Consider the following 24,987-nt stretch of genomic DNA (forward strand, 5'->3'; position numbering starts at 1 on the left):
GGAACAGGTGGTAGAATATGTTAGAGAAATTTTACCCGGACGAGTATGTGGACTCCACGTACGCCATTGATTTTGAGGACTGGTACGCAAAGGGCTACCGCGGCGTGCTGTTTGACATCGATAATACGCTGGTGCCGCACGGCGCTCCGGCGGATGAGCGCGCGGTGGAGTTTTTTGAAAAGCTGCGCGCGACAGGCTTTCAGTATTGTCTGATCTCCAACAACCAGCTTCCGCGCGTACAGCCGTTTGCGGAGGCGGTGCAGGCGTATTACATCGAAGACGCGCACAAGCCCTCGGTAAAAGGCTACCGGAAAGCAATGGAGCGCATGGGGACAAATGTGCAGAACACGCTGTTTGTGGGAGATCAGCTTTTTACCGATGTTTACGGCGCAAGGCGCGCCGGCATCAAAAGTATTCTTGTAAAGCCGATCCATCCGAAAGAGGAAATCCAGATCGTGCTCAAGCGTTACCTGGAGCGGATCGTGCTGTACTTTTACGCGAGGAAAAAGAGGAAAGAGCAATGAACCACATTATTTTAATTGGTTTTATGGGGGCGGGCAAGACCAGCGTCGGCGAGGCGCTTGCGAAAGAAATGGGGCTTGTTTTTGCCGACACCGACGAGCGCATCGAGGCGCAGCAGCAGAAAAAGATCAACGATATCTTTGCGCAGCACGGCGAAGCGTATTTCCGAGATCTGGAAACGGATATGCTGAAGCAGCTTCAAAGTGAAAAAGAGCGTCTGGTGATCTCCGTGGGAGGCGGACTGCCGGTGCGCTCCGAAAACAGGAAGCTTCTCAAAGAGCTTGGCACGGTCGTTTACCTGCGGGCGCAGGTGGATACGCTTGTCGGAAGGCTGCAGGGCGACACCACGCGGCCAAAGCTTGCGGGCGGCGATCTGCGGGAAAAAATTGAGACGCTGATGCGTGCAAGAGAAGCGTGCTATCTGGAAGCGGCGCAGCTTCTGGTTGACACAGATAAAAAAAATATTGAGGATACGGTAAAGGAGATAGAAGATCATGTTTTGTGAAAAAGTGTATGATGTGATGAAGGAAAAGAACATTGACGCGATAGTCGTATCGGACGGTGCAAATATGCGCTATATCAGCGGCTTCCGCGGAGCGACGGGATATCTCTATATTTCCGGGAACCGCCGCGTGCTGGCGACCGATTCCCGCTACACGACGATGGCGAAGGAAGAGGCTCCGGATTTTGAGATCGTAGATCCGGGCGCTGCACGCAATTACGGAGAAGTCTTAAACGGTCTGATGGAGCAGGACGGCGTTAAGGAGGTCGGCTTTGAGGATCAGTATCTGCTTTACAGCTCTTACAGCAAGCTGCAGGAGGCGTGCAAAGGCAGGCTGACGACGCCGCTCGGTGACAGTCTTGATCTGCTGCGCAGCGTCAAGACAGAGCAGGAGCTGGAATATATGGCGAAGGCGGAGGAAATCGGCGACATGGCGTTTTCCCATATGCTGCAGGTGTTAAAGCCGGGCATGACGGAGATGGAGACGGCTGCGGAGCTGGAATATTTCATGAAAACGCATGGCGCGGAGAATTTAAGCTTTGAGACGATCATCGCCTCCGGCGTAAATTCCGCGATGCCGCACGCGATGCCGTCCCACAAAAAGATTGAAAAGGGCGATTTTGTGACCATGGACTTTGGCTGCGTGTACAACGGTTATTGCTCCGATATGACGAGAACGGTCGTGATCGGCAAAGCGAATGAAAAACAAAAAGAGATCTATGGCATTGTGCTGGAGGCGCAGCTTGCCGGGCTTGACGCCTGCAGAAGCGGCGTGCGCGGCTGCGATGTGGATAAGGTTTCCAGAGATATCATCGCAAAAGCGGGCTACGGCGACTATTTCGGACATGGACTCGGACACAGCGTCGGACTTTACATCCACGAGGAGCCGCGCCTTTCCAAAACCTGCGAGACGGTGCTGCAGCCGAACATGATCCAGACGGTGGAACCGGGCATCTATCTGCCGGGCTTCGGCGGCGTGCGCATCGAGGATATGGTCGTGGTGACGGAAGGAAAGTGCCGCAATCTGGCGCATTCTCCGAAAGAATTAATTGAATTATAAAAAACTGTTGAAATGCAGACAGTTTTATTATACAATATTTTTAATTATGGGAATGCGTATGTTCCCTACCTGTTAATCGAAGGAGGAAAATTTGCATGATATCAGCAGGAGATTTTAGAAATGGCGTAACACTGGAAATTGAGGGAAATGTATACCAGATTGTAGAATTCCAGCATGTAAAACCGGGAAAGGGAGCTGCGTTTGTCAGAACAAAACTGAAAAACATCATCAACGGCGGCGTTGTTGAAAAAACCTTCCGCCCGACAGAAAAATTCCCGCAGGCGCGTATCGAGCGCGTGGATATGCAGTATCTGTATTCCGATGGAGATCTGTTCCACTTCATGAACGTGGAGACCTATGATCAGATCGCACTCAGCCAGGAGGATATCGGCGATGCGCTGAAGTTTGTCAAAGAAAATGAAATGGTAAAGGTCTGCTCCTACAACGGCAACGTATTCGCGGTAGAGCCGCCGCTGTTCGTAGAGCTGGAGATCACAGACACCGAGCCGGGCTTCAAGGGCGACACCGCACAGGGCGCGACCAAGCCGGCAGTGGTAGAGACAGGCGCGACGGTTTACGTACCGCTGTTTGTAAACCAGGGGGACAAGATCAAGATCGACACCCGTACAGGGGAATATCTGTCCAGAGTGTAAGCAATTATAGTTAGGCAAAGAAGGGCGATAGGTTGCACAAAGGGTAATCTATCGCCGTATTCATTAAAAGGAGTTTATTATGGGAAAATATTTTGGAACCGACGGCTTTCGCGGAGAAGCAAATGTAAACCTTACGGTCGAGCACGCCTACAAAGTGGGACGTTTCCTGGGCTGGTATTTCGGAAGAGACCACAAGGCGAATATCGTTATCGGAAAGGATACCAGAAGAAGCAGCTATATGTTCGAGTATTCGCTGGTAGCAGGTCTTACGGCATCCGGCGCGGACGCTTATCTGCTGCATGTTACTACCACGCCGAGCGTGTCCTACGTGGTGCGCACGGAGGAGTTTGACTGCGGCATCATGATCTCCGCCAGTCACAATCCTTTCTACGACAACGGCATCAAGCTGATCAACCGCAGCGGTCACAAGATGGACGCCGGGGTTGAGGATCTGATCGAGCAGTACATTGACGGCGAGCTGGAGGAAATCCCGTTTGCAACAAAGGAAAACATCGGACGAACCATCGACTACGTGGCAGGCAGAAACCGCTACATTGGCTATCTGATCTCTCTGGCGACGCGCTCTTTCAAAAAATACCGCATCGGTCTGGACTGCGCAAACGGCAGCTCCTCCGCGATCGCAAAGAGTGTGTTTGACGCGCTTGGCGCAAAGACCTATGTCATCCACAACGAGCCGGACGGCGTAAACATCAACACAAACTGCGGCTCCACTCACATCGAAGCGCTGCAGGCGCTGGTGCGCGAGAAAAAGCTGGACGTCGGCTTTGCCTATGACGGCGATGCGGACCGCTGCATTGCAGTCGATGAGAACGGCAATGTGGTGGACGGCGATCTCATTATGTACGTCTGCGGAAAGTATTTAAAGGAAAACGGGAAACTGAAAAACGATACCATTGTCACCACTGTTATGTCCAATTTCGGTCTTTACAAGGCGCTCGACCGTGAGGGCATCGAGTATGAGAAAACGAAGGTCGGCGACAAATATGTTTACGAAAATATGGTGAAAAACGGGCACTGCCTGGGCGGCGAGCAGTCGGGACACATCATCTTCAGCAAGCACGCCACCACCGGCGACGGCATCCTTACTTCTCTGATGGTTATGGAGGCGATGACGGAGAAGAAGATGAGCCTTGGCAAGATGGCAGGCGAGGTAACGATTTATCCGCAGCTTCTGAAAAATGTGCGCGTGTTCGATAAGCAGGAGGCGCGCGAGAATGAGGCGGTAGTGGAAGCGATCGCGTCCGTGGAAAAAGCGCTCGGCGACGAGGGACGCATCCTGGTGCGCGAGAGCGGAACGGAGCCGGTGCTGCGTGTGATGGTGGAAGCACCGGAGCAGAAAACCTGCGAACAATATGTAAACCAGGTAGTCGACGTTCTGACAAGGCAGGGGCTTGTAGTGGAGTAATCCGATATGGAACGACACAAATGGAAAAAATTAGTGCGGTATTATAAGCCGTATCTGGGACTGTTTCTGTCTGATATGTTTTTTGCAATTCTGGGGGCTGGCGTGACACTCGTCATCCCCCTGATTGTACGCTATATTACAGGAAACGTTATTTTTCTCCCGGCGGGGGAGGTGCTTCCGGCTATTCTGAAGCTGGCGGCGCTGATGCTCGCTCTGGTGCTTCTGGAGTGTTTTTGCAATTTTTACATCGGCTATTACGGACACATCATGGGCGCTTCCATCGAGCGCGATATGCGCAACGAAATTTTCGGACATTATCAGAAGCTTTCTTTTGCTTTCTACGATAACCAGAAGGTCGGACAGCTTCTGTCGCGTATTACCAGCGACTTGTTTGATATCAGCGAGCTGCTGCACCACGGTCCGGAGGACATCGTGATTTCTCTGATGAAATTCGTCGGCTCGTTCGCCATACTGATGTCCATCAATTCGACGCTGGCGCTGGTGATGTTTGCCTTCGTGCCGCTGATGGCGCTTTACGCCTTTTATCTGAACCGGAAAATGAAGCGCGCGTTTAAGGAGAACCGCGCCCGCATCGCCGATATCAACAGTCAGATTGAGGACAGCCTCTCCGGCATCCGCGTTGTGAAATCGTTCGCGAACGAGGACGTGGAAATGGAGAAATTCGGAAAGGGCAATCAGCGCTTCGTGGACAGCAAGCGCATCAGCTACCGCTATATGGGAGCCTACAATTCCGGGCTGGGCGCGCTGACGACGCTGGTCACGGTCGGCGTGATCGTGGCGGGGGCAGTGTTGATCTCGGACGGCTCCATGGACAGCACGGATCTGATCACGTTTCTTTTGTACGTCAATAACTGCACGGAGCCGATAAAGAAGCTGATTAACTTTACCGAGCAGTTCCAGAACGGCTACAGCGGCTACGAGCGTTTCCTGGAGATTCTGGCGGTGGAGCCGGATATCGCGGACGCGCCGGATGCTGTCGAGCTTACTGATGTGAAGGGCGAGATCGTGTTTGAGGATGTCACCTTCCGTTACGAGGAAAATCTGGAGACGGTGCTCAACCATATTAATCTGAAGGTGGATGCCGGGGAATACATCGCGATCGCCGGAAGCTCCGGCGGCGGAAAGACGACGCTCTGCAGTCTGATTCCGCGCTTCTACGATGTGGATAGCGGGCGCATTCTGCTGGACGGCACCGACATCCGACAAATTAAGCTGAAAAGCCTGCGCGACCACATTGGCATTGTGCAGCAGGACGTCTATCTGTTTGCGGAAAATGTGATGGAGAACATCCGCTACGGCAGACCGGACGCCTCCGACGAGGAGGTTATCGCGGCGGCGAAAATGGCGAACGCCCACGAGTTTATCATGGAGCTGCCGGACGGTTATGAGACGGACATCGGACAGCGCGGCGTGAAGCTCTCCGGCGGACAGAAACAGCGCCTTTCGATCGCGCGAGTATTTTTGAAAAATCCGCCCATACTTATTTTTGACGAGGCGACCTCCGCGCTCGATAATGAGAGCGAAAAGATTATCCAGGAATCGCTGGAAAAGCTGGCGAAGGGGCGCACCACGTTTGTGATCGCGCACCGGCTGACGACCATCCGCAACGCTGGAAAAATTCTGGTGATGACGGAAAAAGGCATCGAGGAGCAGGGAACCCATGAGGAGCTGCTGGCAAAGGGCGGAATCTACAGCCGGCTGTACCGGATGTCGGAGGCGGAAGCCTAAATGGATCTGCGAAGGTTACTGTGAACGGAGTGAACAGTAGCGGAGCCTATCTGAAGGAGCAAAGGAAAAGGATATAGAATGGACATTGTATTTAAAAAAGTGGAAATGAAGGACCGGGAGCTGATCAACCGTTATCTTGCGCAGCAGAAAACAAGAAGCTGCGAAATGACGTTTGCCAATATTTATCTCTGGTCCGTATATTACAAAGTAGATTATGCCATCGTGGAGGATATGCTGATTTTCCGCGGCTCGGAGGACCGTGTGTTTTTCGATTATCCGGTGGGAAAAGAGGAGGGCGTAAAGCCTGCGATAGACGCGCTGCTGGAATACTGCCGTGAGCGCGGACAAAGATTTATCCTCGGACTGGTGACACCGGAAAAATTTGCGCGCTTGGAGGAACTTTATCCGGGCATGTTTGAGATTTCCTACGACCGCGACGCGGCGGATTACGTTTATGAGACGGAAAAGCTTGCAAATCTTTCCGGAAAAAAGTATCATGGAAAGAAGAACCATATTAACAAATTCGAGCGGCTGTACCCGGAGTGGAAGTATGAACCGATCAACGATTCCAATGTGGAGGACTGCTTCCAGATGGCGCTCGCATGGCGGCGCATGAACGGCTGCGAGGAGGACCCGGAAAAGTCGGCAGAGATGTGTGTGACCTTAAATTCCCTGCGGCTGTTTAAGGAGCTGGAGCTGCGCGGCGGTCTGCTGCGCGTAAACGGCGAGGTGGTGGCGTTTTCCATCGGGGAGCCGGTGTGTGACGACACGATGGTCGTGCATATTGAAAAGGCATTTTCTGAGGTGGATGGCGCATATCCTATGATAAACCGCGAGTTTGTGCGCCACGAGGCAGCAGGGTATACTTATGTAAACCGCGAGGAGGATCTGGGCGAGGAGGGGCTGCGCAGAGCGAAGCTTTCTTACCACCCGGTGTTCCTGGTTGAGAAGGGGACTGTTACTATCAAGGAGAGGTAAAAGACGATGATTTCAGAAAAAATGATACAGATGACGAAAAACAGCTCGGCGATCCGGGCGATGTTTGAGGAAGGAAAAGAGCTGGCGGCGCAGTTTGGGGCGAAGAATGTCTACGATTTCAGTCTCGGCAACCCGAATGTCCCGGCGCCGTCGGAGGTAAAGACGGCGATCGAGGAGATTATCAATGAGGAAGATCCGCTGATGGTGCACGGCTATATGAGCAATTCCGGCTATGAGGACGTGCGCGCGGCAATCGCGGCTTCCTTAAATAAGCGCTTTGGCACCGGCTTTTCCGAAGAAAATATTCTGATGACGGTGGGTGCAGCGGGCGGTCTGAATGTAATTTTTAAGACGCTCTTAAATCCGGGCGACGAGGTGCTTACCTTCGCGCCGTATTTTGGAGAGTATCGTTCGTATGTTTCCAATTACGACGGCATTCTGAAAGCGGTGGAGCCGGATACTGCAACTTTTCAGCCGGATCTGGAAAAATTTGCGCAGATGATCACGCCGAAGACTAAGGCGGTGATCGTCAACACGCCGAACAATCCGACAGGCGTCGTTTATTCGGAGGAGACGATCGTGCGTATGGTGGAAATCCTCTGCGCCAAAGAAAAAGAATTCGGCATCAGTATCTATCTGATCTCCGACGAGCCGTACCGCGAGCTTGCGTATGACGGCGTTTTTGTGCCTTATCTTACGAAATATTATCACAACACTATCGTCGGGTATTCCTTCAGCAAATCGCTCTCCCTGCCGGGCGAGCGTATCGGCTATCTGGTGATCCCGGACGAGGCGGACGACAGCGCGCTCATCATCGGAGCGGCAAATGTGGCGAACCGTATCCTCGGATACGTCAACGCACCGTCACTGTTCCAGCGCGTGATCGCAAAATGCCTGGACGCGAAGGTGGACGTAGACTATTACAACCGCAACCGCGAAACGCTCTACAGGGGTCTTACTGAGGCGGGCTTCTCCTGCATCAAGCCGGAGGGCGCGTTCTACCTGTTTGTAAAATCCCCGGTTGAGGACGAAAAGGCCTTCTGCGAGGCGGCGAAAAAATATCATCTGCTGCTGGTGCCGGGGTCTTCCTTTGCCTGCCCGGGCTTCGTGCGGCTGGCATACTGCGTCTCCTACGAGACTATCGTGGGCGCGCTGCCGAAATTTGACATGTTAGCCAAAGAGTATGGCTTATAAGCTCAAGATAGGCAAATGATTCTGCACAGGAAGCCTGCCGTCTATGTCTGCCGCAGACGATAGGAAGATTTTGCAGATTTTGCGAGCATAGCGGCAGCAATTTTAGCCGACCAGCTTCTATGGAGGCAAAATTGCTGCCAATAGGCGGCGCAGCAAAATCAAAAAATCGACGTGTCTGCGGCAGACATAGACGGTTGGATTCCGTCGCAAAAACATCTGAGGAAAATCTGCCTATTGTCTGTGGCAGACATGGACGAATGGATTCCTGTGACAAAACTGCGAGAGAAGAGCAGGGGTACCTGGAAAGAAAAAAAGTATGGGATATCAGAAAACAGAGGAGTAAATTATGAAAAAATGGGAAGCAAACGTCCGCAGGGTAATCCCCTATACCCCGGGGGAGCAGCCGGATTTTGCGGATATGATTAAACTGAATACAAATGAAAATCCGTATCCGCCCGCGCCGGGCGTGCAGGCGAAAATAAAAGAGCTGTGCGCCGAAGAGCTGCGCCTGTATCCTGCTCCGGCGGCGGATGCGCTGGTGGAAGGGCTTGCAAACTACTACCGTCTTTCGAAGGAGCAGGTGTTTGTCGGCGTCGGCTCAGATGATGTGCTGGCGATGGCGTTCCTCACATTCTTCAACGGCAAAAAGCCGGTACTGTTCCCGGACATTACATACTCTTTTTACGATGTGTGGGCGGGACTGTTTCACATTCCCTACGAGTGTCAGCCGTTGAACGACCGGTTTGAGATCGTAAAAGAGGACTACTACAAAGAAAATGGCGGCGTAGTGTTTCCAAACCCCAACGCGCCGACTGGTATGGAGCTTCCGCTGGCGGATATTGAGGACATCATCTGCCACAACCGGGATGTGGTAGTGATCGTTGACGAGGCGTACATAGATTTCGGGGCAAAATCTGCGCTGGAGCTGATTGAAAAATACGATAACCTGCTTGTTGTGCAGACCTTTTCGAAATCGCGCTCCCTTGCCGGGCTGCGCATCGGCTATGCGTTCGGCAGCAGGGGGCTGATCAAATATCTGAACGACGCAAAATACTCCTTCAACTCCTACACGATGAACCGTCCGAGCCTTGCGCTTGGCGCGGAGGCGCTGAAGGACGACGCATATTTTAAGGAGACAACGGCAAAAATTATTGCAGCGAGAGAGCGCACGAAAAAAGAGCTGGCAGCGCTTGGCTTTACGTTCGGCGATTCCAAAGCAAACTTTCTGTTCGTCACGCACCCGGATTATCCGGCGAAGGAGCTGTTTGAGGCTCTGCGTGAAAAGCATATTTTCGTGCGGTATTTTGCAAAGCCGCGCATTGACAATTATCTGCGCATCACGATTGGCACGGATGAGCAGATGGACGCTTTGATTTCATTTCTGAAGGAATATAAAAGGAGAGGTTTATGAATAGTTTATTATCCTGGATGACGGCTACCTTTGGCGGCGTCCTCACGAGAGAGGCCCTGGCATTTGTGATTTCCATGGTGCCGATTCTGGAGCTGCGCGGCGGGCTGATCTTTTCCTCCGCGGCGGGCATTGACATGTGGAAGGCGATCCCTATCTGTGTGATCGGAAATCTGATCCCGGTGCCGTTCATCCTGCTTTTGATCACGAGGATTTTTAGCTGGCTGAAAAAGACAAAGGTTTTCCGCCCGATGGTGGAGAAGCTGGAAAACAAGGCGATGAGCAAAAAAGACCAGATTGAAAAGTACGAATTCTGGGGACTGGTGCTGTTTGTCGGCATTCCGCTTCCGGGTACCGGCGCGTGGACGGGTTCGCTGATCGCGGCGCTGCTGGACATGAAATTCCGGAAAGCGTTTCCGGCGGTGATCATTGGTGTCTGCCTGGCAACCGTTATCATGACGACGATCTCCTACGTGATTCCGGGATTTTTCTTCTGAATGTAATGAAGGGGAAAAGCAGCAGGAGAGTGATTATCCGGAAAAATAAAGGAGAATACGATGGAAAAAGAAACGACTGCTTACAGCAGCTTTGCAAAAGTTTACGACCTCTTTATGAGCGAGATTCCCTACGAGGAGTGGCACTCATGCGTGAAAGAGCTGCTGCGGGCGGAGGGCATCTGTGACGGGCTTGTGCTGGAGCTTGGCTGCGGCACGGGTACCTTCACGGAGCTGCTTGCCGCCGACGGCTACGACATGATCGGCGTGGATAATTCCGTGGAGATGCTGGAGATCGCCGCGCAGAAAAAGGAGGTTTCCGGCGCGGATATTCTGTATCTGTGCCAGGATATGCGCGAATTTGAGCTGTACGGCACGGTGCGCGCGGTGGTGAGTATCTGCGATTCCATGAATTACATCACCGGCGAGGAAGATTTAAAAACAGTCTTTTCGCTGGTTAATAATTATCTTGATCCCGGCGGCATCTTTCTTTTTGATTTAAAGACAGTCTTTTATTTCCGCGAGGTGATGGGCGACTGCGTGCTTGCGGACAACCGTGAGGAGGCAAGCTACATCTGGGAAAACTATTATTATGAAGACGAGCAGATGAACGAGTATGATCTGACACTGTTTCTGCAGGAGGAAAACGGTCTCTACCGCAAACAGGAGGAATCGCATCTGCAGAGAGCATATGAGCCGGACACGATCCGGCGGCTTCTAAAAGAGGCGGGGCTGAAATTTGAGCGGGCATTCGATGCCGATACGGGCGGGGAAGTGCGCGCGGACAGCGAGCGGATCTATATTGTTGCAAGGGAGTGTACAAAATAAAGTGAAGGATTATATTGTAAGAGCAACGGCGGCGGACAGCCAGATACGCGCGTTTGCCGCGACGACAAGGGAGCTTGTGGAGACGGCGCGCAGCGCGCATAACACGAGTCCGGTGGCGACGGCGGCGCTTGGGCGTCTTTTGACTGCCGGAGCAATGATGGGCAGCATGATGAAGGGCGACGAGGATCTTCTGACGCTGCAGATTAAAGCGGGCGGCCCTTTAAACGGACTTTTAGTGACGGCGGATTCCCACGGAAATGTCAAGGGCTATGTGGGCAATCCGAACGTTATCATCCCGGCGAACAGCAAGGGCAAGCTGGATGTGGCGGGAGCGGTCGGGCCGGGATTTCTGACGGTCATCAAGGACATGGGCTTAAAGGAGCCTTATTCCGGGCAGACGATGCTGCAGACCTGCGAGATCGCCGAGGATCTAACGTATTATTTTGCGACCTCGGAGCAGGTGCCCTCCGCGGTCGGGCTTGGCGTGCTTATGAACCGTGAGAATACCGTGCGTCAGGCGGGCGGCTTTATCATTCAGCTAATGCCGTTTGCCGCGGAGGAGGTCATCGCCGCTCTGGAGAAAAAAATTGCCGAAGTGACGAGCGTCACCGCGATGCTGGAGGCGGGAAGCAGCCCGGAGCAGATCTTAGAGCAGCTTCTCGGCGATCTGGGATTGGAAATCACCGACACCATGCCGGCGCAGTTTCACTGCAACTGCTCAAAGGAGCGCGTGGCGAAGGCGGTTGTCAGCGTTGGAAAAAAAGAACTGCAGTCGATGATCGATGAGGGAAAGCCGATCGAGGTGAACTGTCATTTCTGCAATACAAATTATGAGTTTTCCGTTGAGGAGCTGAAGGAATTATATAAACGCGCGAGCCGGGCATAACAGCGCGCAAAATAACGAAACAGGAGGTACTTCCATGAGGCATGGATTTGTGAAGGCGGCGGCGGTGACACCGGAACTGAAAGTAGCGGACTGCATATACAATACGGCGCAGATCTGCGCGCAGGCGAAAGAAGCGGCGGACGCCGGGGCGAAAATCATTGTATTTCCGGAGCTTGGCATCACGGGCTATACCTGCAGCGATCTTTTCTGGCAGGAGCGGCTGCTGGCGTCGGCAAAGGAAGGGCTGCGCAAAATTGTGGATGCCTCGCGAATGTGGGACGCTCTGGTGTTTGTCGGACTTCCGTGGGAGAAAGAGCAGAAGCTTTACAATGTGGCGGCGGCAGTCAGCCGGGGAAGGCTGCTCGGACTGGTGCCGAAGCGCTTCCTGCCGAATTATGCGGAGTTTTACGAGGCGCGTCATTTCACGCCGGGAGAGGGAGCGATTTCCTGGACGGAATTTGAGGGCAGCCCGGTGCCGTTCGGACAAAATCTTTTGTTTGTCTGCCGGGAAATGGAAGGGCTGACAGTGGCAGCCGAGATCTGTGAGGATCTGTGGGCGCCCGATCCGCCGAGCACGCGGCACGCGCTGGCGGGCGCGACGGTGCTTGTAAATCTTTCGGCGAGCGATGAGAATACCGGGAAGAGTATTTACCGGGAGGCGCTTATCACCAACCAGTCGGCGCGCCTGATCTGCGGATATCTCTATGCGAGCGCGGGAGACGGGGAATCGACGACCGACCTTGTCTTTGGCGGACACAACCTCATTGCCGAGAACGGAACTGTGCTGGCGCAGTCGCCGCGGTTCACAAACGGCATTATTTACAGTGAGCTTGACATCCACCGTCTGCGCAGCGAGCGCAGGCGCATGACAACATACCAATGCGCGGAAAATCCGGCATACGAAAAAATCCCCTTCCATTTAGAGGTCGGGGAGACGGCTCTTACGCGCGCGTTTGCACCGCTGCCCTTTGTGCCTGACGACTGCGGCGACCGCGCGCGCAGGTGTGAGGAGATCCTGACGATCCAGGCGCTCGGCTTAAAAAAGCGTCTCCTGCACACCGGCTGCAGATCGTTGGTGATCGGCATTTCCGGCGGGCTGGATTCCACGCTGGCGCTTCTGGTGGCGGCAAAGGCAGTGGATATGATCGGACTGGACAGAAGCGCGATCCTTTCTGTCACAATGCCCTGCTTCGGCACGACCGACCGCACCTATCGCAACGCCTGTGAGCTGACGGAAAAGCTGGGAGCGACGCTAAAGGAGATCAACATTAAAAATGCCGTGCAGGTGCATTTTCAGGATATCGGTCACGATCCCGACGAGCACGACGTCACCTATGAAAACAGTCAGGCACGCGAGCGCACGCAGATCCTTATGGATCTCGCGAACAAGAGCGGAGGACTGGTGATCGGGACCGGCGACCTGTCCGAGCTGGCGCTTGGCTGGGCGACCTACAACGGCGACCATATGTCCATGTACGCGGTCAACGCCTCCATCCCAAAGACGCTGGTGCGTCATCTGGTGCGCTATTACGCGGACACCTGCGGCGATGAGGCGCTTGCAGGCGTGCTGCTGGATGTGCTTGACACGCCGGTCAGCCCGGAGCTTCTGCCGCCGAAGGACGGCGTGATCTCCCAGCGGACAGAAGATCTTGTCGGACCTTATGAGCTGCACGATTTTTTCCTTTATCATATGCTGCGCTGCGCCGAGGAACCCTCCAAGGTTTACCGCCTTGCGAAAAAGGCGTTCGCGGGCACCTATGACGAAGAAACCATTCTGAAATGGCTGAAAACCTTCTACCGCCGGTTCTTTGCGCAGCAGTTTAAGCGCTCCTGCCTGCCGGACGGTCCGAAGGTGGGAAGCGTGGCGGTATCCCCGCGCGGCGACCTGCGGATGCCGAGCGATGCCTGCGTTCGCATCTGGATGCAGGAGCTGGAGCGGCTGCAGGCAGAGAACGTTTAGGAGATGGATGAAAAGATGCCGCTCAGCGCGCCGCGATTTCCAGCGCCGCATCGATCGCCTGCAGCAGCATCTGCGAGGTGTACTGACTGGAAGCCTCGTAGTAAATATCCTTTGTGGACTGTGTTTCGCAGACCTGTACGGCGATCTTATCAAGCGCCGGCTGCATCAGCGGGAACATGGCTGCGGAGGTCTCGCTCAGGGTTACAAGCTGGATGCCGTTGATGTGGTCGGCGTCGACGATCACCTGCAGATCCATCACATTATTGTTCAATGTGACAGGCGTGGAATACACGCCCGGTACATAGGCAGATGTCCGGGCGGTCTGCGGCGATGTATCTTTCTGCGGACGAAACATCAGAAACAGCAGGATGAGCAGCGTGATGCCGAGCGCGGCAAAGATGGCGGTGTAGATGACTTCTCTCTTTTTCATAATAATGATTTTGGTTCTGGAACTCATATGCGGTCCTCTGGGTATGTATTTTGTACATTCTATGCGGAAGCATGAGCAGACTGAACAGGGAATAGAAAATTTTTTATAGGAGGTATCCCCATGAGTTATGTAATTTCAACCGATACAACATGTGATTTTCCGGAGGAATACTATCAGCAGCACGATCTGAACGTGCTGGCGCTTTCCTACATACTGGACGGCGAGACGTATTTCCGCGGAGGCAAGGAATTATCATCGGAGGATTTTTATGCGAAGATGCGCTCCGGTTCCATGCCGACTACCTCGCAGGTAAACCCGGAAAGTGCGCGCGCTTCTTTTGAACCGATCTTGAAGGAGGGCAAAGACATTCTTCACATCGCATTTTCCAGCGGACTGAGCGGAAGCGCAAACAGCGCGCGGATCGCGGCGGAGGAGCTGATGGAGGAATATCCGGACAGAAAGATCATCGTGGTGGACTCCCTGTGTGCGTCGCTCGGCGAGGGGCTGCTTGTTCACAAGGCGATTGCAAAGAAGGAAGCAGGCATGGGCCTTGAAGAACTGGCGGCGTGGTGCGAGGATAACAAGCTGCACATCATCCATAGCTTTACCGTGGATGATCTGTTCCATCTTTACCGCGGCGGACGCGTGTCGCGGGCGGCAGCGGTCGTCGGAACGATGATCAGTCTGAAGCCGGTGATGCACGTCAATAATGAAGGAAAGCTGATTCCGCTTTTCAATGTGCGCAAAAGAAAACGCTCGCTGCAGGCGCTGGTGGACGCGATGGAGCAGAAGCAGGGCAGCTTCGCCGGAAAGAACGACATCGTGTTCATCAGCCACGGCGATTGCCTGGAGGAGGCAGAATATGTGAAAAAGCTGGTGCAAGAGCGCTTTGGCATTACAAACTTTATCATCAATCCGGTCGGTCCGGTGATCGGCGCGCACTCCGGTCCGGGAACGATGGCGCTGTTCTTTATGGGGGATGAAAGATAGTGAAAAAATAAACGAAAGTCACGGATCGCTTTGACTTTCATGCATAGCACGAAACTCCTTTGGGGATACTGTTACAGATAATCCGCAAAGGAGTTTTTTATTATGAACGAAATCATTTCTGAGGATCTTTACGAAAATATGCAGTATTTTCATGAAAAGCTCCAGGTGGCGAAAAATTTTGATATCATTTACCGGATGCTGTCGGTGGGCGGCAGGGATGCCTGCCTCTATTTCATCGAGGGCTATATTAAGGACGATATCATGGAAAAGCTGCTGGAGTTTTTTCATTCGCTCACGCCGGACGATCTGCCGCAGAGCAGTCATGAGCTTTCACACAGTTACATCCCCTATGTGGAGGTGGATATGGTGGAGGAGAAGGAGCAGATCATCACAAACATTCTCTCCGGCATCGTCTGCCTGCTGATCGACGGCTATGAGAGATGCTTTGCGATCGACTGCCGTTCCTATCCGATGCGCAGCGTGGAGGAGCCGGACAAGGATAAGACGCTGCGCGGTTCCAAGGATGGCTTTGTGGAGACGCTCGTCTTCAACACCGCGCTGATCCGCCGGAGGATCCGAAGCCCGCAGCTTACCATGGAAATGCTTAGCGCCGGGGAAAGCTCCCGCACCAACATTGTACTCTGCTATATGCAGGGGCGTGCGGACGAGGCGCTGGTGGATAAGCTGCGCGAGCGGATCCGGACGCTTGCGATAGATGCCCTGCCGATGAGCCAGGAGAGCCTTGCGGAGGCGATCTACAAGCGAAAATGGTTCAACCCGTTCCCGAAATTTAAGTACACGCAGCGCCCGGACACCACCTCCGCCAGTCTTTTAGAGGGGAAGGTGGCGATCCTGGTGGACAACGCGCCGACGGCGATCCTGCTTCCGGTCTCCTTTTTTGATATTATGGAGGACGCGGACGATTTTTATTTTCCGCCGCTCACGGGGAGCTATCTGCGTTTTTCGCGCTTTGTGATCGCGATCCTGTCGCTGCTTCTGACACCCGTCTGGCTTCTGTTTATGCAGAATCCGCAGTGGATACCGCCCTGGCTGGAATTTATCAATGTGGCGGACACCGTGCATGTGCCGGTTCTTCTGCAGCTTCTGATCCTGGAGTTTGCGATCGACGGACTGAAGCTGGCGGCGGTGAACACGCCGCAGACGCTCTCGACGCCGCTCTCTGTGATCGCCGGTATCGTGGTGGGAGAATTTGCGGTGAAATCCGGCTGGTTCAACAGTGAAACCATGCTCTATATGGCGTTCGTTGCGATCGCCAATTATACGCAGTCGAATTTTGAGCTTGGCTATGCCTTAAAGTTTATGCGCATCGTGCTGCTTGTACTGACCGGCATTTTCGGAGGCTGGGGATTTATCGCCGGAATCATTTTCTGCGTGCTCTGCATCGCCTGCAACCGCACCATCTCCGGCACCAGTTATTTATATCCCCTGATTCCATTTGATGGAAAGCAGCTTGCGCGCCGCCTTTTCAAAAAAAGGACTGTATAATATGAAAAAAAGAAGAGATATTAAATATTGTGAACGGCTTTGGAGCCTGCAAAATACGAGAAAAGGAGACAAAACTATGAAGCATGTAAAAGGAATAACGGGAACTTTGCTGGCACTTGCTCTTTCCGTGATCCTTGCGGGATGCGGGAACAACAGAAATGAAAACAGCTCTGCAACATCGGAAAACAGGACCAGCGAGAGCAGCGCGGTCCAGAAAACGACGGATAACACCACTGCGGCGGGCGAGAACACTGCCGGAAACGACGGTGCGGCCATCGACGACGGGAATGTGAACAGTGCAACGAACGGCACGGACAGAAACAATGCCGGCTATGACAACGAGAATGGGCTGAGTGAGATCGGCGAGGGCATCGGTGAGGTTGGCGATGGCATTATCGACGGCGCGGAGGATATCGTGGACGATGTGACAGGCAACCGGAACGACACGAACCGCAATAACAATAACGACACAAATGCAAATGATTCGGTCAAGACCAACCCCTAGACGCACGCGGTGGGCGGATGCACCCTTCTAATGAGGGGTGCGTTTACATAATATCTGATTATCTGCAAAAATTCCCGAAAAAAATTTAAAAAATTTGCACAAAAAACTACCACAATGGGAAAATATGTGGTACAATTTTAACATAGATTGAAAAAGAGAGGTGTAATTGTTATGGCAAAAGAAATGATTGCAATGCTTCTTGCTGGCGGACAGGGTTCCCGTTTATACGCGTTAACGCAGAAGCTTGCAAAACCGGCAGTTCCATTCGGCGGAAAATATCGTATTATCGATTTTCCGCTGTCAAACTGCGTGAATTCCGGGATTGATACCGTTGGTATTCTGACACAGTATCAGCCTCTGGTATTAAATGAGTACATAGGAAACGGTCAGCCGTGGGATCTCGATCGTCTTTACGGCGGCGTGCATGTACTTCCGCCGTATCAGCAGGCTTCCGGTTCTGACTGGTACAAGGGCACGGCAAACGCAATTTATCAGAATATTTCTTTTATTGAGCGTTACGATCCGGAGTATGTTATTATTCTTTCCGGCGACCAGATCTGCAAGCAGGACTACAGCGACTTCCTCAGATTCCACAAGGAAAAGGGAGCGGAGTTCAGCGTGGCTGTTATGGAGGTTCCGTGGGAGGAGGCTCCGCGTTTCGGTCTGATGGTTGCAGACGAAAACGACAAGATCACAGAATTCCAGGAAAAACCGAAGAACCCGAAGTCAAACCTGGCTTCCATGGGTATCTACATCTTCAACTGGGATATCTTAAAGAAATATCTCACAGAGGACGAGGCGGATCCGAATTCTGAAAATGACTTTGGAAACAACATTATCCCGAACCTTCTGCGCGACAACCGCAAGATGTACGCATATCATTTCAGCGGCTACTGGAAAGATGTCGGAACGATTTCCTCTCTTTGGGAAGCAAACATGGAGGTGCTCGATCCGGAGCACAGCGGCATCAACCTGTTTGACGACGACTGGAAGATCTACAGCCGCAACAGCGGTATGACCGGCCACAAGATCAGCCGCGAGGCAGTGGTGGAAAACTCCATGATCACAGACGGCTGCCGTATCAAAGGTAATGTAAAGCACTCTATTCTCTTCGCCGGCGTGCAGGTAGAGGAAGGCGCAGTGGTTGAGGATGCGGTTGTTATGGGCGGCACCGTGATCAAATCCGGTGCGGTTGTAAAACACTGTATTATTGCAGAAAACGTAACGATCGGAGAAAATGCGGTTGTCGGAGCAATGCCGGAGGGCGGCGCAGGCGGAGTTGCAACCGTCGGCGCGGGCATTAAGATCGGCAACAATGTAAAGATCGGTCCGAACGCGATGGTAAATAAAAACGTAGAGGATGGTGAAGAACAATGTTAAATTCAAATAAGAGAGCATTGGGAGTTATTTTCCCAAACAGTTATGACGCGCTGGTTCCTGAGCTTGTAAATGTGCGTCTGATGGCTTCCATCCCCTTCGCAAGCCGTTACCGTATGATTGACTTTGTGCTTTCAAGCATGTCAAACTGTGATATCGACAATATTTCTATCCTGGTAAACAACAATTATCACTCTCTGATGGATCACCTCGGCTCCGGCCGTGAGTGGGATCTGGTGCGCAAAAATGGCGGTCTGCATATTTTCCCGCCGTTTGCGGAGAAGGAATCCAAGCCGTTTGTCGGACGTGTAGGCGGGCTTGCGACTATCCTGGATTTCCTGCGTGAGCAGAAGGAAAAATACGTGGTAATGGCGGATGCGCACATTGCCGTAAACTTTGATTTCAACGCGATGATCGACGCGCATATCGCAAGCGGCGCGGATATTACCGTTGCATATAACGAGCAGGAGCTGCCGGAGTACATCCAGAAATCGAACGACAAGGGCTTCTACTACACTTACACGATCGATAACGGAAGAGTGACGAAGATGTACATCAACCCGAGAGAGACGGGCGTTCAGAACTTCGGCATGAACATCTATGTGATCGACCGTGAGCTGCTCATCGATCTGGTAAATACCGCGTTCGTGCGCGGACAGGAATACTTTGAGCGCGATATCCTTGCTCCGCAGCTTGCAAAATTAAACGTGCAGGCTTACAAATTCGAGGGCTATCTGGCACGCATCAGCGGCATGAAGAGCTATTTCGATGAGAACATGAAGCTTCTCGACGACTACAACCTGGATGGTCTGTTCAGCAGAGCGCCGATCTACACCAAGATCCGCGACGATAATCCGTCCAGATACATTAACGGCGCAAAGGCTACGAATGTGATGGTAGCTGACGGCTGCATCATCGAGGGCGAGATCGAGAACAGCATCCTGTTCCGTGGCGTTAAGGTGGCAAAGGGCGCGAAGGTTAAAAATTGTATCTTAATGCAGGATACGGTAATCGAGGCAGGCGCAAACATCGAGTATCTTATTACCGATAAGAATGTTACCATCACCGCAGGTAAGGAAATGAAGGGAACCGATACCTTCCCGTTCTATATCGCAAAAGGACATACGGTATAGGGCGCTGCAGCGTGTCCGGGAGGACTGCGCGCAGCGCGTCAGATGCGGGAGTCGCCAAACGGATGTGCGGGCACATCCGCCTGGTTCGGTGTTCGCGGAAATAAACTGCAAGAGATAAAAGTACCGCCGGGGCATATGGCTCCGGCGGTTTTTCAAGGCATTTTTTTAGGCAGAAAAAATATCATCTTCCCAGGACGCCGTTAGAATGATATAATCCGTTTTGGGAGGAGAACATGAAAACAGAAATACAGATTGATAAAAAACAATTTTACAAAACCCTGGCGAGGCTTGCGCTGCCGATCGCGCTGCAGAATCTGATGCTTGCATCGGTTGCGGCGGGAGATGCACTGATGCTGGGGAGGGTTGCGCAAAATGAGATGACGGCAGTTTCCCTGGCGACGCAGATCCAGTTTGTACAGAATATGTTCGTCGCGGCGATCACAGGAGCGGGGGCTATTCTTGGCGCTCAGTACTGGGGAAAAGGCGATAAATACACGCTGGAAAACATATTTAACATGATCCTTCGGTTCAGCGGCGCTGTTTCAGCCCTGTTTTTTCTGGCCTGCGAGCTGGCGCCGGGGCTGCTTATGCGTTTGTTTACACCGGATGCCGCGCTGATCTCTATCGGCAGCTCCTATCTGCGCATTGCAGGTTGGTCGTATCTGCTCACAGGCATTTCCCAGTGCTATCTGGCTGTCATGAAGGTGTCAGAGCATGTGAAGCCCTGCGCATTTATCAGTTCCTGCGCGGTGCTCTTAAATATTGGTCTGAACGCGGTGTTTATTTTCGGACTGCTGGGTGCGCCGAGGATGCAGGCGTCGGGTGCGGCGCTTGCCACCACGATTTCCCGCATTGTGGAGCTTGTGCTGTGCATTGCGGTATCCTCGCAGAACACCTATATCCGTCCGGCGCCTGACAGATTTTTTAAGCTGCCGAAGCTGCTGATGAAGGATTTTGCGAGACAGTGCCTGCCGCTCATGGGCGGTTCCCTGTGCTGGGGAATCGGATTTACATCCTATACGGCTATCATGGGACATATGGGGACGGATGCGGCAGCGGCAAATTCCGTGGCAGCGGTTGTCCGCGATCTGATCTGCTGCATGTGCAACGGTATTGGAAGCGCGGCGGGGATCATGGTAGGAAACGAGCTTGGGGCGGGGCGCCTTGACCGCGGAAAGGCTTACGGAATAAAGCTGAAAAATATTTCTTATGTGATCGGATTTTTGTCTGCCGCCCTTGTGTTTGCCGTGTCGCCGTTTGTCGTAAAAATGGTGATCCTGACGCCGCAGGCGCGGGAGTATCTTGCGGGAATGATGGCGATCATCGGGGTATATATGATCGGACGCTGCATCAATACCGTCGTCATAAACGGGGTACTGGACGGAGGCGGCGATACGCTGTTTGATATGTACAGTCTGATCGTCTGTATGTGGCTGATCGCGATTCCGCTCGCGCTTGCAGGCGCGTTTATCCTGCACTGGTCGCCGCTGGTAGTCTATGCCTGCACCTGCCTGGATGAGGTGGGGAAGATCCCCTGGGTGATATTCCATTTCCGAAAATACAAGTGGGTGAAGGATCTGACAAGATAGGCTGAAAAAATGCCGGTGTATCTGCGCTGTTTAAAGTGGATGCCATGGATTATTGGAGAGTGTAACCGCCGGGACATGAGATCCCGGCGGATGTTTGTGCTGCTACAGGTGCGCTTTGATCTTCGCGATCATTTCTTCGTACTCTGCGTCGCTTAAATATTTTTTGTCCGGGTTCATCTGGAACACGCCGCCCCATTCGTCGCCGCCGTTATACTTTGGCACGAGATGGAAGTGCAGGTGGCAGCCGGTATCCCCGTAAGCGCCGTAGTTGAGCTTGTCCGGGTGGAAAGCGGCGTGGATCGCTTTCGCTGCTCTTGTGACGTCTGCAAAGAAGCGGTTGCGCTCGTCCTCGCTGATATCCACGATCTCACTCACATGATCCTTGTAGGCAACGATACAGCGCCCCGGTTTGCTTTGCTCCTTGAAAAGAATGAGCTGGCTCACGTCCAGATCGCAGATCTTAATGCCAAATTTCGCCAGCGGCTCGCCGCCGACACAGTAACCGCAGTTTGTGTCCTTCATAAAAAATCCTCCCATGATTATGTGTTTTTGCACTCCTGATATCACTGCTTTGCATAAGCTGTCCCTGCTTCCGCAAAAAATACAGGAGCTTTTCTTTAGTATAGCATATTGGCAGGATTTTTGCGTGATTTTTGTTGATTTTTGTTCGTTTTTTGTTCCGCGATTTTTGGAAAAAAAACGGTGTCAAGCATTTTTGAAAATGTCCCGAAAAAACTGAAACATTAGCACCGGTTTTCCGGTGCTGATTTCATATGGCTACGTGGCAGATGTCCTCTGGAAGCTTAGGGCTCTGCCCTAAGAACCCGCAAGGGACCTGTCCCTTGACCCATAATCGGGCCCTGCCCGAACCCGCCCCGCAGGGGGCAGGAGAAAGGGCATATATCCTTTCTCCTTAGAAACAGCGTTTTCCGTGAGGCTTATCTCAAGAGACTTTCGCGGCATAACGGGGCCCCAACCCCATTATTCCACGGTTCTCCTGACAACGCCTCCGCTCCCTGTTCCTTCCGCCTTTTTTCGGGCGATCTCCTCACGGATCAGCCGTTTTACGGCTCCCTGTTTTGACGGCTGTTCCCAAAACCAGCGGATGATATCAAGGTCTGTGCGGAGGTTCAGTTTTAAGTAAATTCCCTGTGTATGTTCTTTATCATATTTTTTCTGTGCTTTTGTATGCGCTTCGATGCAGTCGATCCAGTCCCTCATGTGATCTCTCCTTTCGGTAGGTATATACCTATCATCTTTTTCTGCTGCTTTTTATGCTGGAACGTCATCCATTAGATGGTGCTCCTGTGTCTTTACGAATTTCTGGAAAGTTTTGCTGCGCCAGGGATGGCTCATTGGCGGAATATAATGTCTTTTTGCTTTGGGCGGCTGATAGTCTGCATCCAGATCCCGGGATCTTTCCATATGTTCGGGGATCTCCTCCAGTGCATGGACATCCTTGTCATTGACACAGCAGAAAAGGCTTCCGTCAAAAGCCTGGATAACCATTATTTTTGTGCCTTTGCGGTAATGTACCTGTTTCCCTCTGGCGTCCAGCATCCGGTAATGGCGGTGCCGGAACTGGATCGCATGCCCGCAATCCACGGTCCGTTCTGTCAGGACAGCGAGAACCAGGTTGATTTTTTCATTTTCCGGTTGCGTTTCAAACACAGATTTGATACCATTAAGGGGAAGCGCGAACTTCTCATTGAATTCTTTTATGTATGAGTGGAGGAATTCATTGGCAGCATCTATGGTCGTGATCCCTGCTAATCGTAATTCGATTGGCAGGCGCGACTGTAGTGTCTGGTTGAGGCGTTCTACGCGGCCTTTGGCCTGCGGGACACTGCTGGATTCCAGCTGAACACCAAGCTGCTTGCAGGCATAAGCGAATTGGGTATAGGTATCCTCATCAAGAGATGGGGAGTTTTTCTTTTTATAGGTAAATACCGTACGGCGGTCTGTGAAGATCCTGTAAGGGATGCCGTAGGTGGTCAGGATCTGGTGGAATACGTGATAGTAGCCCTTTAAGGTTTCCTGCGTGTCAAACCAGGCTCCGGTGACCCGGCCGGTAGCATCGTCAATAGCCAGGTGGAGGTGCCATACCTGCCCGGGGATCCATTCATAGGGAGTTGCGTCCATCTGCTGCAGTTCCCCAAAATAAGCACATCTTGGACGTCTTGAATGAGCATCTTCAACCGCTACGAGATTGGTTTGGAGCACAGCGGCTTCTTTCAGGCTGCAGGCACTTTTCTTTTTATCCTGAAGCTCCTTTTCCATACGCTTTTTCTTGGCCTTTGTAACTTTCGGAGAAAGAATATATTTACTTTCCAGGATCTTAGCTACAGAAGAAGGTGAGACGCAGATGTGTTCATGGGCCTCAAGGAGTTCTGAATAATGCTGGAAATTAGCATCAAAATATTTTGTAAGGTAGAGATCGATGATGCGATTGCGGGTCTCGTCAGGGATGCTGGTGGACGGTTTACGTCCCCTATTGCCATGGATAAAGAAAGCCTTTCCTTCTTTGCGGTATCCAGCCAGCATACGGTTGATATGGCGTTTGGTGCAGCCAAGGGTGAGGGCAGCCCTGTCCTTATTCCCATCCGGGTGATCTGCCAGAGATTTGATCACTTCGTATTTTTTCTGTTCATCCATTGTAAGTATTACCTTTCTGATAATGATTTCCTCCAATCTAAAATAGATAGAGGATATTTTACCACATCCGGGACATTTTCATATGTGGTATACTAGGACATTATCATAAATGGCTTATATTCCGCGATTTTTGGAAAAAAAACGGTTGACATTGACGAATGTGTGTAATATAATTTCTCAGTGTGAGTAAGTGCGTAAACGTCCAAGCCAAAGCCCCGGTAGCGGCGTTTTGCTATATAACAGCGGTGTAACTTTCCAGCACCGCCAGGCAGTTTAATATTCAAGGAGGAAGACCAATGAAGAGTTTTATGGCGAGTCCGTCGACAATCGAAAGAAAATGGTATGTAGTTGATGCTACCGGATATACATTAGGACGTCTGTCATCAGAAGTAGCAAAGATTTTAAGAGGAAAACATAAACCGATTTTTACACCGCATATCGACACAGGCGATTATGTGATTATCGTAAATGCACAGAATATCAAAGTTACCGGAAAGAAGCTGGATCAGAAGATCTACTACCGTCATTCCGAGTACGTGGGCGGTATGAAGGAAACCACCCTGCGTGAAATGTTAAATAAGAAACCGGAGCGCGTGATCGAGCTGGCTGTAAAGGGCATGCTTCCGAAAGGACCGCTCGGCAGACAGATGATGACAAAGCTTCACGTTTACACCGGAGCAGAGCACGGACACGAAGCTCAGAAGCCGGAAACGCTGACATTTTAAACAGGAGGTAAAGAACATTGGCTAATTCAAGATATTATGGAACCGGAAGAAGAAAAAAATCCATCGCAAGAGTATATCTTGTACCGGGAACCGGCAAAATCACAATCAATAAAAGAGATATTGACAACTACCTTGGTCTGGAAACGCTGAAGGTTATCGTTCGTCAGCCGCTGGTAGCTACTGAAACGGTAGATAAATTTGATGTTCTGGTAAATGTCCGCGGCGGCGGCACAACCGGACAGGCAGGCGCTATCAGACACGGTATTTCCAGAGCACTGCTTCAGGCAGATCCGGACTACAGACCGGTGCTTAAGAAAGCAGGCTTCCTTACACGTGATCCGCGTATGAAAGAGCGTAAGAAATACGGCCTCAAAGCCGCTCGTCGCGCTCCGCAGTTCAGCAAGCGATAATCTACAG

Annotated in this window: 25 protein-coding genes; 21 read left to right on the plus strand and 4 right to left on the minus strand. The window is 52.1% G+C overall.

Going from position 1 to position 24,987, the window contains the following annotated elements; all coding sequences use genetic code 11:
* Positions 1–17: 17 nt before the first annotated feature.
* The 13 genes from ACLU9Q_RS17360 (at position 18) to ACLU9Q_RS17420 (ending at position 13,660) form a co-directional block, all read left to right on the plus strand.
* Positions 18–524 carry a YqeG family HAD IIIA-type phosphatase gene (locus ACLU9Q_RS17360; protein WP_296837920.1) on the plus strand — a complete coding sequence of 169 codons (507 nt, stop codon included), beginning with the start codon at positions 18–20 and terminating at the stop codon, positions 522–524.
* Positions 521–1,027, plus strand: coding sequence for a shikimate kinase (locus ACLU9Q_RS17365; RefSeq protein ID WP_296837916.1), 507 nt, complete (start codon positions 521–523; stop codon positions 1,025–1,027). Before ACLU9Q_RS17360 ends, ACLU9Q_RS17365 begins: the two co-directional genes overlap by 4 nt.
* A complete protein-coding gene (locus tag ACLU9Q_RS17370; protein ID WP_296837913.1) occupies positions 1,017–2,084 on the plus strand; it encodes a M24 family metallopeptidase in 1,068 nt (355 codons plus the stop codon). Before ACLU9Q_RS17365 ends, ACLU9Q_RS17370 begins: the two co-directional genes overlap by 11 nt.
* A 95-nt stretch (positions 2,085–2,179) precedes the next feature.
* Complete coding sequence (gene efp, locus ACLU9Q_RS17375; protein ID WP_006864545.1) at positions 2,180–2,737, plus strand: elongation factor P; 558 nt, start codon at positions 2,180–2,182, stop codon at positions 2,735–2,737.
* A gap of 79 nt (positions 2,738–2,816) precedes the next feature.
* The gene (glmM, locus tag ACLU9Q_RS17380) at positions 2,817–4,163 is read left to right on the plus strand and encodes a phosphoglucosamine mutase (protein WP_296837908.1); all 1,347 of its coding nucleotides are present in this window, start codon (positions 2,817–2,819) and stop codon (positions 4,161–4,163) included.
* A 6-nt stretch (positions 4,164–4,169) separates the two neighbouring features.
* Positions 4,170–5,912: an ABC transporter ATP-binding protein gene (locus tag ACLU9Q_RS17385; protein ID WP_296837904.1), complete on the plus strand. Its 1,743-nt coding sequence runs from the start codon at positions 4,170–4,172 to the stop codon at positions 5,910–5,912.
* 78 nt (positions 5,913–5,990) lie between these two features.
* Entirely contained in the window at positions 5,991–6,890 is a 900-nt protein-coding gene (locus tag ACLU9Q_RS17390) for a DUF2156 domain-containing protein (protein WP_296837901.1), read from the plus strand.
* A gap of 6 nt (positions 6,891–6,896) precedes the next feature.
* On the plus strand, positions 6,897–8,084 hold the full coding sequence (locus ACLU9Q_RS17395; RefSeq protein WP_296837897.1) for a pyridoxal phosphate-dependent aminotransferase: 1,188 nt from the start codon (positions 6,897–6,899) through the stop codon (positions 8,082–8,084).
* 346 nt (positions 8,085–8,430) lie between these two features.
* Positions 8,431–9,495, plus strand: coding sequence for a histidinol-phosphate transaminase (gene hisC / locus ACLU9Q_RS17400; RefSeq protein ID WP_296837893.1), 1,065 nt, complete (start codon positions 8,431–8,433; stop codon positions 9,493–9,495).
* The gene (locus ACLU9Q_RS17405; RefSeq protein WP_296837890.1) at positions 9,492–9,989 is read left to right on the plus strand and encodes a COG2426 family protein; all 498 of its coding nucleotides are present in this window, start codon (positions 9,492–9,494) and stop codon (positions 9,987–9,989) included. The genes hisC and ACLU9Q_RS17405 overlap by 4 nt, the downstream gene beginning before the upstream one ends.
* A 60-nt stretch (positions 9,990–10,049) precedes the next feature.
* Positions 10,050–10,814 (plus strand): class I SAM-dependent DNA methyltransferase, encoded by a 765-nt coding sequence (locus tag ACLU9Q_RS17410; RefSeq protein WP_296837886.1) that lies wholly within the window; start codon positions 10,050–10,052, stop codon positions 10,812–10,814.
* 1 nt (position 10,815) lies between these two features.
* Complete coding sequence (gene hslO / locus ACLU9Q_RS17415; protein WP_296837883.1) at positions 10,816–11,700, plus strand: Hsp33 family molecular chaperone HslO; 885 nt, start codon at positions 10,816–10,818, stop codon at positions 11,698–11,700.
* Between the two features lie 34 nt (positions 11,701–11,734).
* Positions 11,735–13,660 (plus strand): NAD(+) synthase, encoded by a 1,926-nt coding sequence (locus ACLU9Q_RS17420; RefSeq protein ID WP_296906957.1) that lies wholly within the window; start codon positions 11,735–11,737, stop codon positions 13,658–13,660.
* Positions 13,661–13,682: 22 nt separating this feature from the next.
* Here ACLU9Q_RS17420 and ACLU9Q_RS17425 read toward each other — a convergent pair whose 3' ends face one another.
* Positions 13,683–14,117: a hypothetical protein gene (locus ACLU9Q_RS17425; RefSeq protein ID WP_296839681.1), complete on the minus strand. Its 435-nt coding sequence runs from the start codon at positions 14,115–14,117 to the stop codon at positions 13,683–13,685.
* 93 nt (positions 14,118–14,210) lie between these two features.
* Here ACLU9Q_RS17425 and ACLU9Q_RS17430 point away from each other — a divergent pair, with 93 nt between their 5' ends.
* The 6 genes from ACLU9Q_RS17430 (at position 14,211) to ACLU9Q_RS17455 (ending at position 21,190) form a co-directional block, all read left to right on the plus strand.
* The gene (locus tag ACLU9Q_RS17430; RefSeq protein ID WP_296839679.1) at positions 14,211–15,080 is read left to right on the plus strand and encodes a DegV family protein; all 870 of its coding nucleotides are present in this window, start codon (positions 14,211–14,213) and stop codon (positions 15,078–15,080) included.
* A gap of 102 nt (positions 15,081–15,182) precedes the next feature.
* On the plus strand, positions 15,183–16,586 hold the full coding sequence (locus tag ACLU9Q_RS17435; protein WP_296839678.1) for a spore germination protein: 1,404 nt from the start codon (positions 15,183–15,185) through the stop codon (positions 16,584–16,586).
* Positions 16,587–16,662: 76 nt separating this feature from the next.
* The gene (locus ACLU9Q_RS17440; protein ID WP_296839676.1) at positions 16,663–17,091 is read left to right on the plus strand and encodes a hypothetical protein; all 429 of its coding nucleotides are present in this window, start codon (positions 16,663–16,665) and stop codon (positions 17,089–17,091) included.
* Positions 17,092–17,262: 171 nt separating this feature from the next.
* Positions 17,263–18,471 carry a glucose-1-phosphate adenylyltransferase gene (locus ACLU9Q_RS17445; protein WP_296839673.1) on the plus strand — a complete coding sequence of 403 codons (1,209 nt, stop codon included), beginning with the start codon at positions 17,263–17,265 and terminating at the stop codon, positions 18,469–18,471.
* Positions 18,465–19,601, plus strand: a complete 1,137-nt coding sequence (gene glgD, locus ACLU9Q_RS17450; protein ID WP_296839670.1) for a glucose-1-phosphate adenylyltransferase subunit GlgD — start codon at positions 18,465–18,467, stop codon at positions 19,599–19,601. Before ACLU9Q_RS17445 ends, glgD begins: the two co-directional genes overlap by 7 nt.
* A 233-nt stretch (positions 19,602–19,834) precedes the next feature.
* Entirely contained in the window at positions 19,835–21,190 is a 1,356-nt protein-coding gene (locus ACLU9Q_RS17455; RefSeq protein ID WP_296839667.1) for an MATE family efflux transporter, read from the plus strand.
* A gap of 102 nt (positions 21,191–21,292) precedes the next feature.
* Here the strand turns inward: ACLU9Q_RS17455 and ACLU9Q_RS17460 are convergent, their stop codons facing one another.
* The 3 genes from ACLU9Q_RS17460 to ACLU9Q_RS17470 all read right to left on the minus strand — a co-directional run bounded on the left by ACLU9Q_RS17460 (position 21,293) and on the right by ACLU9Q_RS17470 (position 23,845).
* Positions 21,293–21,712: an HIT family protein gene (locus ACLU9Q_RS17460; RefSeq protein ID WP_296839652.1), complete on the minus strand. Its 420-nt coding sequence runs from the start codon at positions 21,710–21,712 to the stop codon at positions 21,293–21,295.
* 459 nt (positions 21,713–22,171) lie between these two features.
* Positions 22,172–22,411, minus strand: a complete 240-nt coding sequence (locus ACLU9Q_RS17465; protein ID WP_412624486.1) for a hypothetical protein — start codon at positions 22,409–22,411, stop codon at positions 22,172–22,174.
* Positions 22,412–22,462: 51 nt separating this feature from the next.
* Positions 22,463–23,845, minus strand: coding sequence for an ISNCY family transposase (locus tag ACLU9Q_RS17470; RefSeq protein ID WP_412624485.1), 1,383 nt, complete (start codon positions 23,843–23,845; stop codon positions 22,463–22,465).
* Between the two features lie 296 nt (positions 23,846–24,141).
* On the opposite strand from ACLU9Q_RS17470, the gene rplM reads away from it, so the two are divergent.
* Together rplM and rpsI are read left to right on the plus strand one after the other, a co-directional pair.
* Positions 24,142–24,570 carry a 50S ribosomal protein L13 gene (gene rplM, locus ACLU9Q_RS17475; protein ID WP_296839644.1) on the plus strand — a complete coding sequence of 143 codons (429 nt, stop codon included), beginning with the start codon at positions 24,142–24,144 and terminating at the stop codon, positions 24,568–24,570.
* 17 nt (positions 24,571–24,587) lie between these two features.
* The gene (gene rpsI / locus ACLU9Q_RS17480; RefSeq protein WP_296906953.1) at positions 24,588–24,980 is read left to right on the plus strand and encodes a 30S ribosomal protein S9; all 393 of its coding nucleotides are present in this window, start codon (positions 24,588–24,590) and stop codon (positions 24,978–24,980) included.
* The last annotated feature ends 7 nt before the right edge of the window (positions 24,981–24,987 follow it).

The sequence above is a fragment of the Marvinbryantia sp. genome, from assembly GCF_047017445.1.
In the GTDB taxonomy this organism is placed as follows: Bacteria; Bacillota; Clostridia; order Lachnospirales; family Lachnospiraceae; genus Marvinbryantia.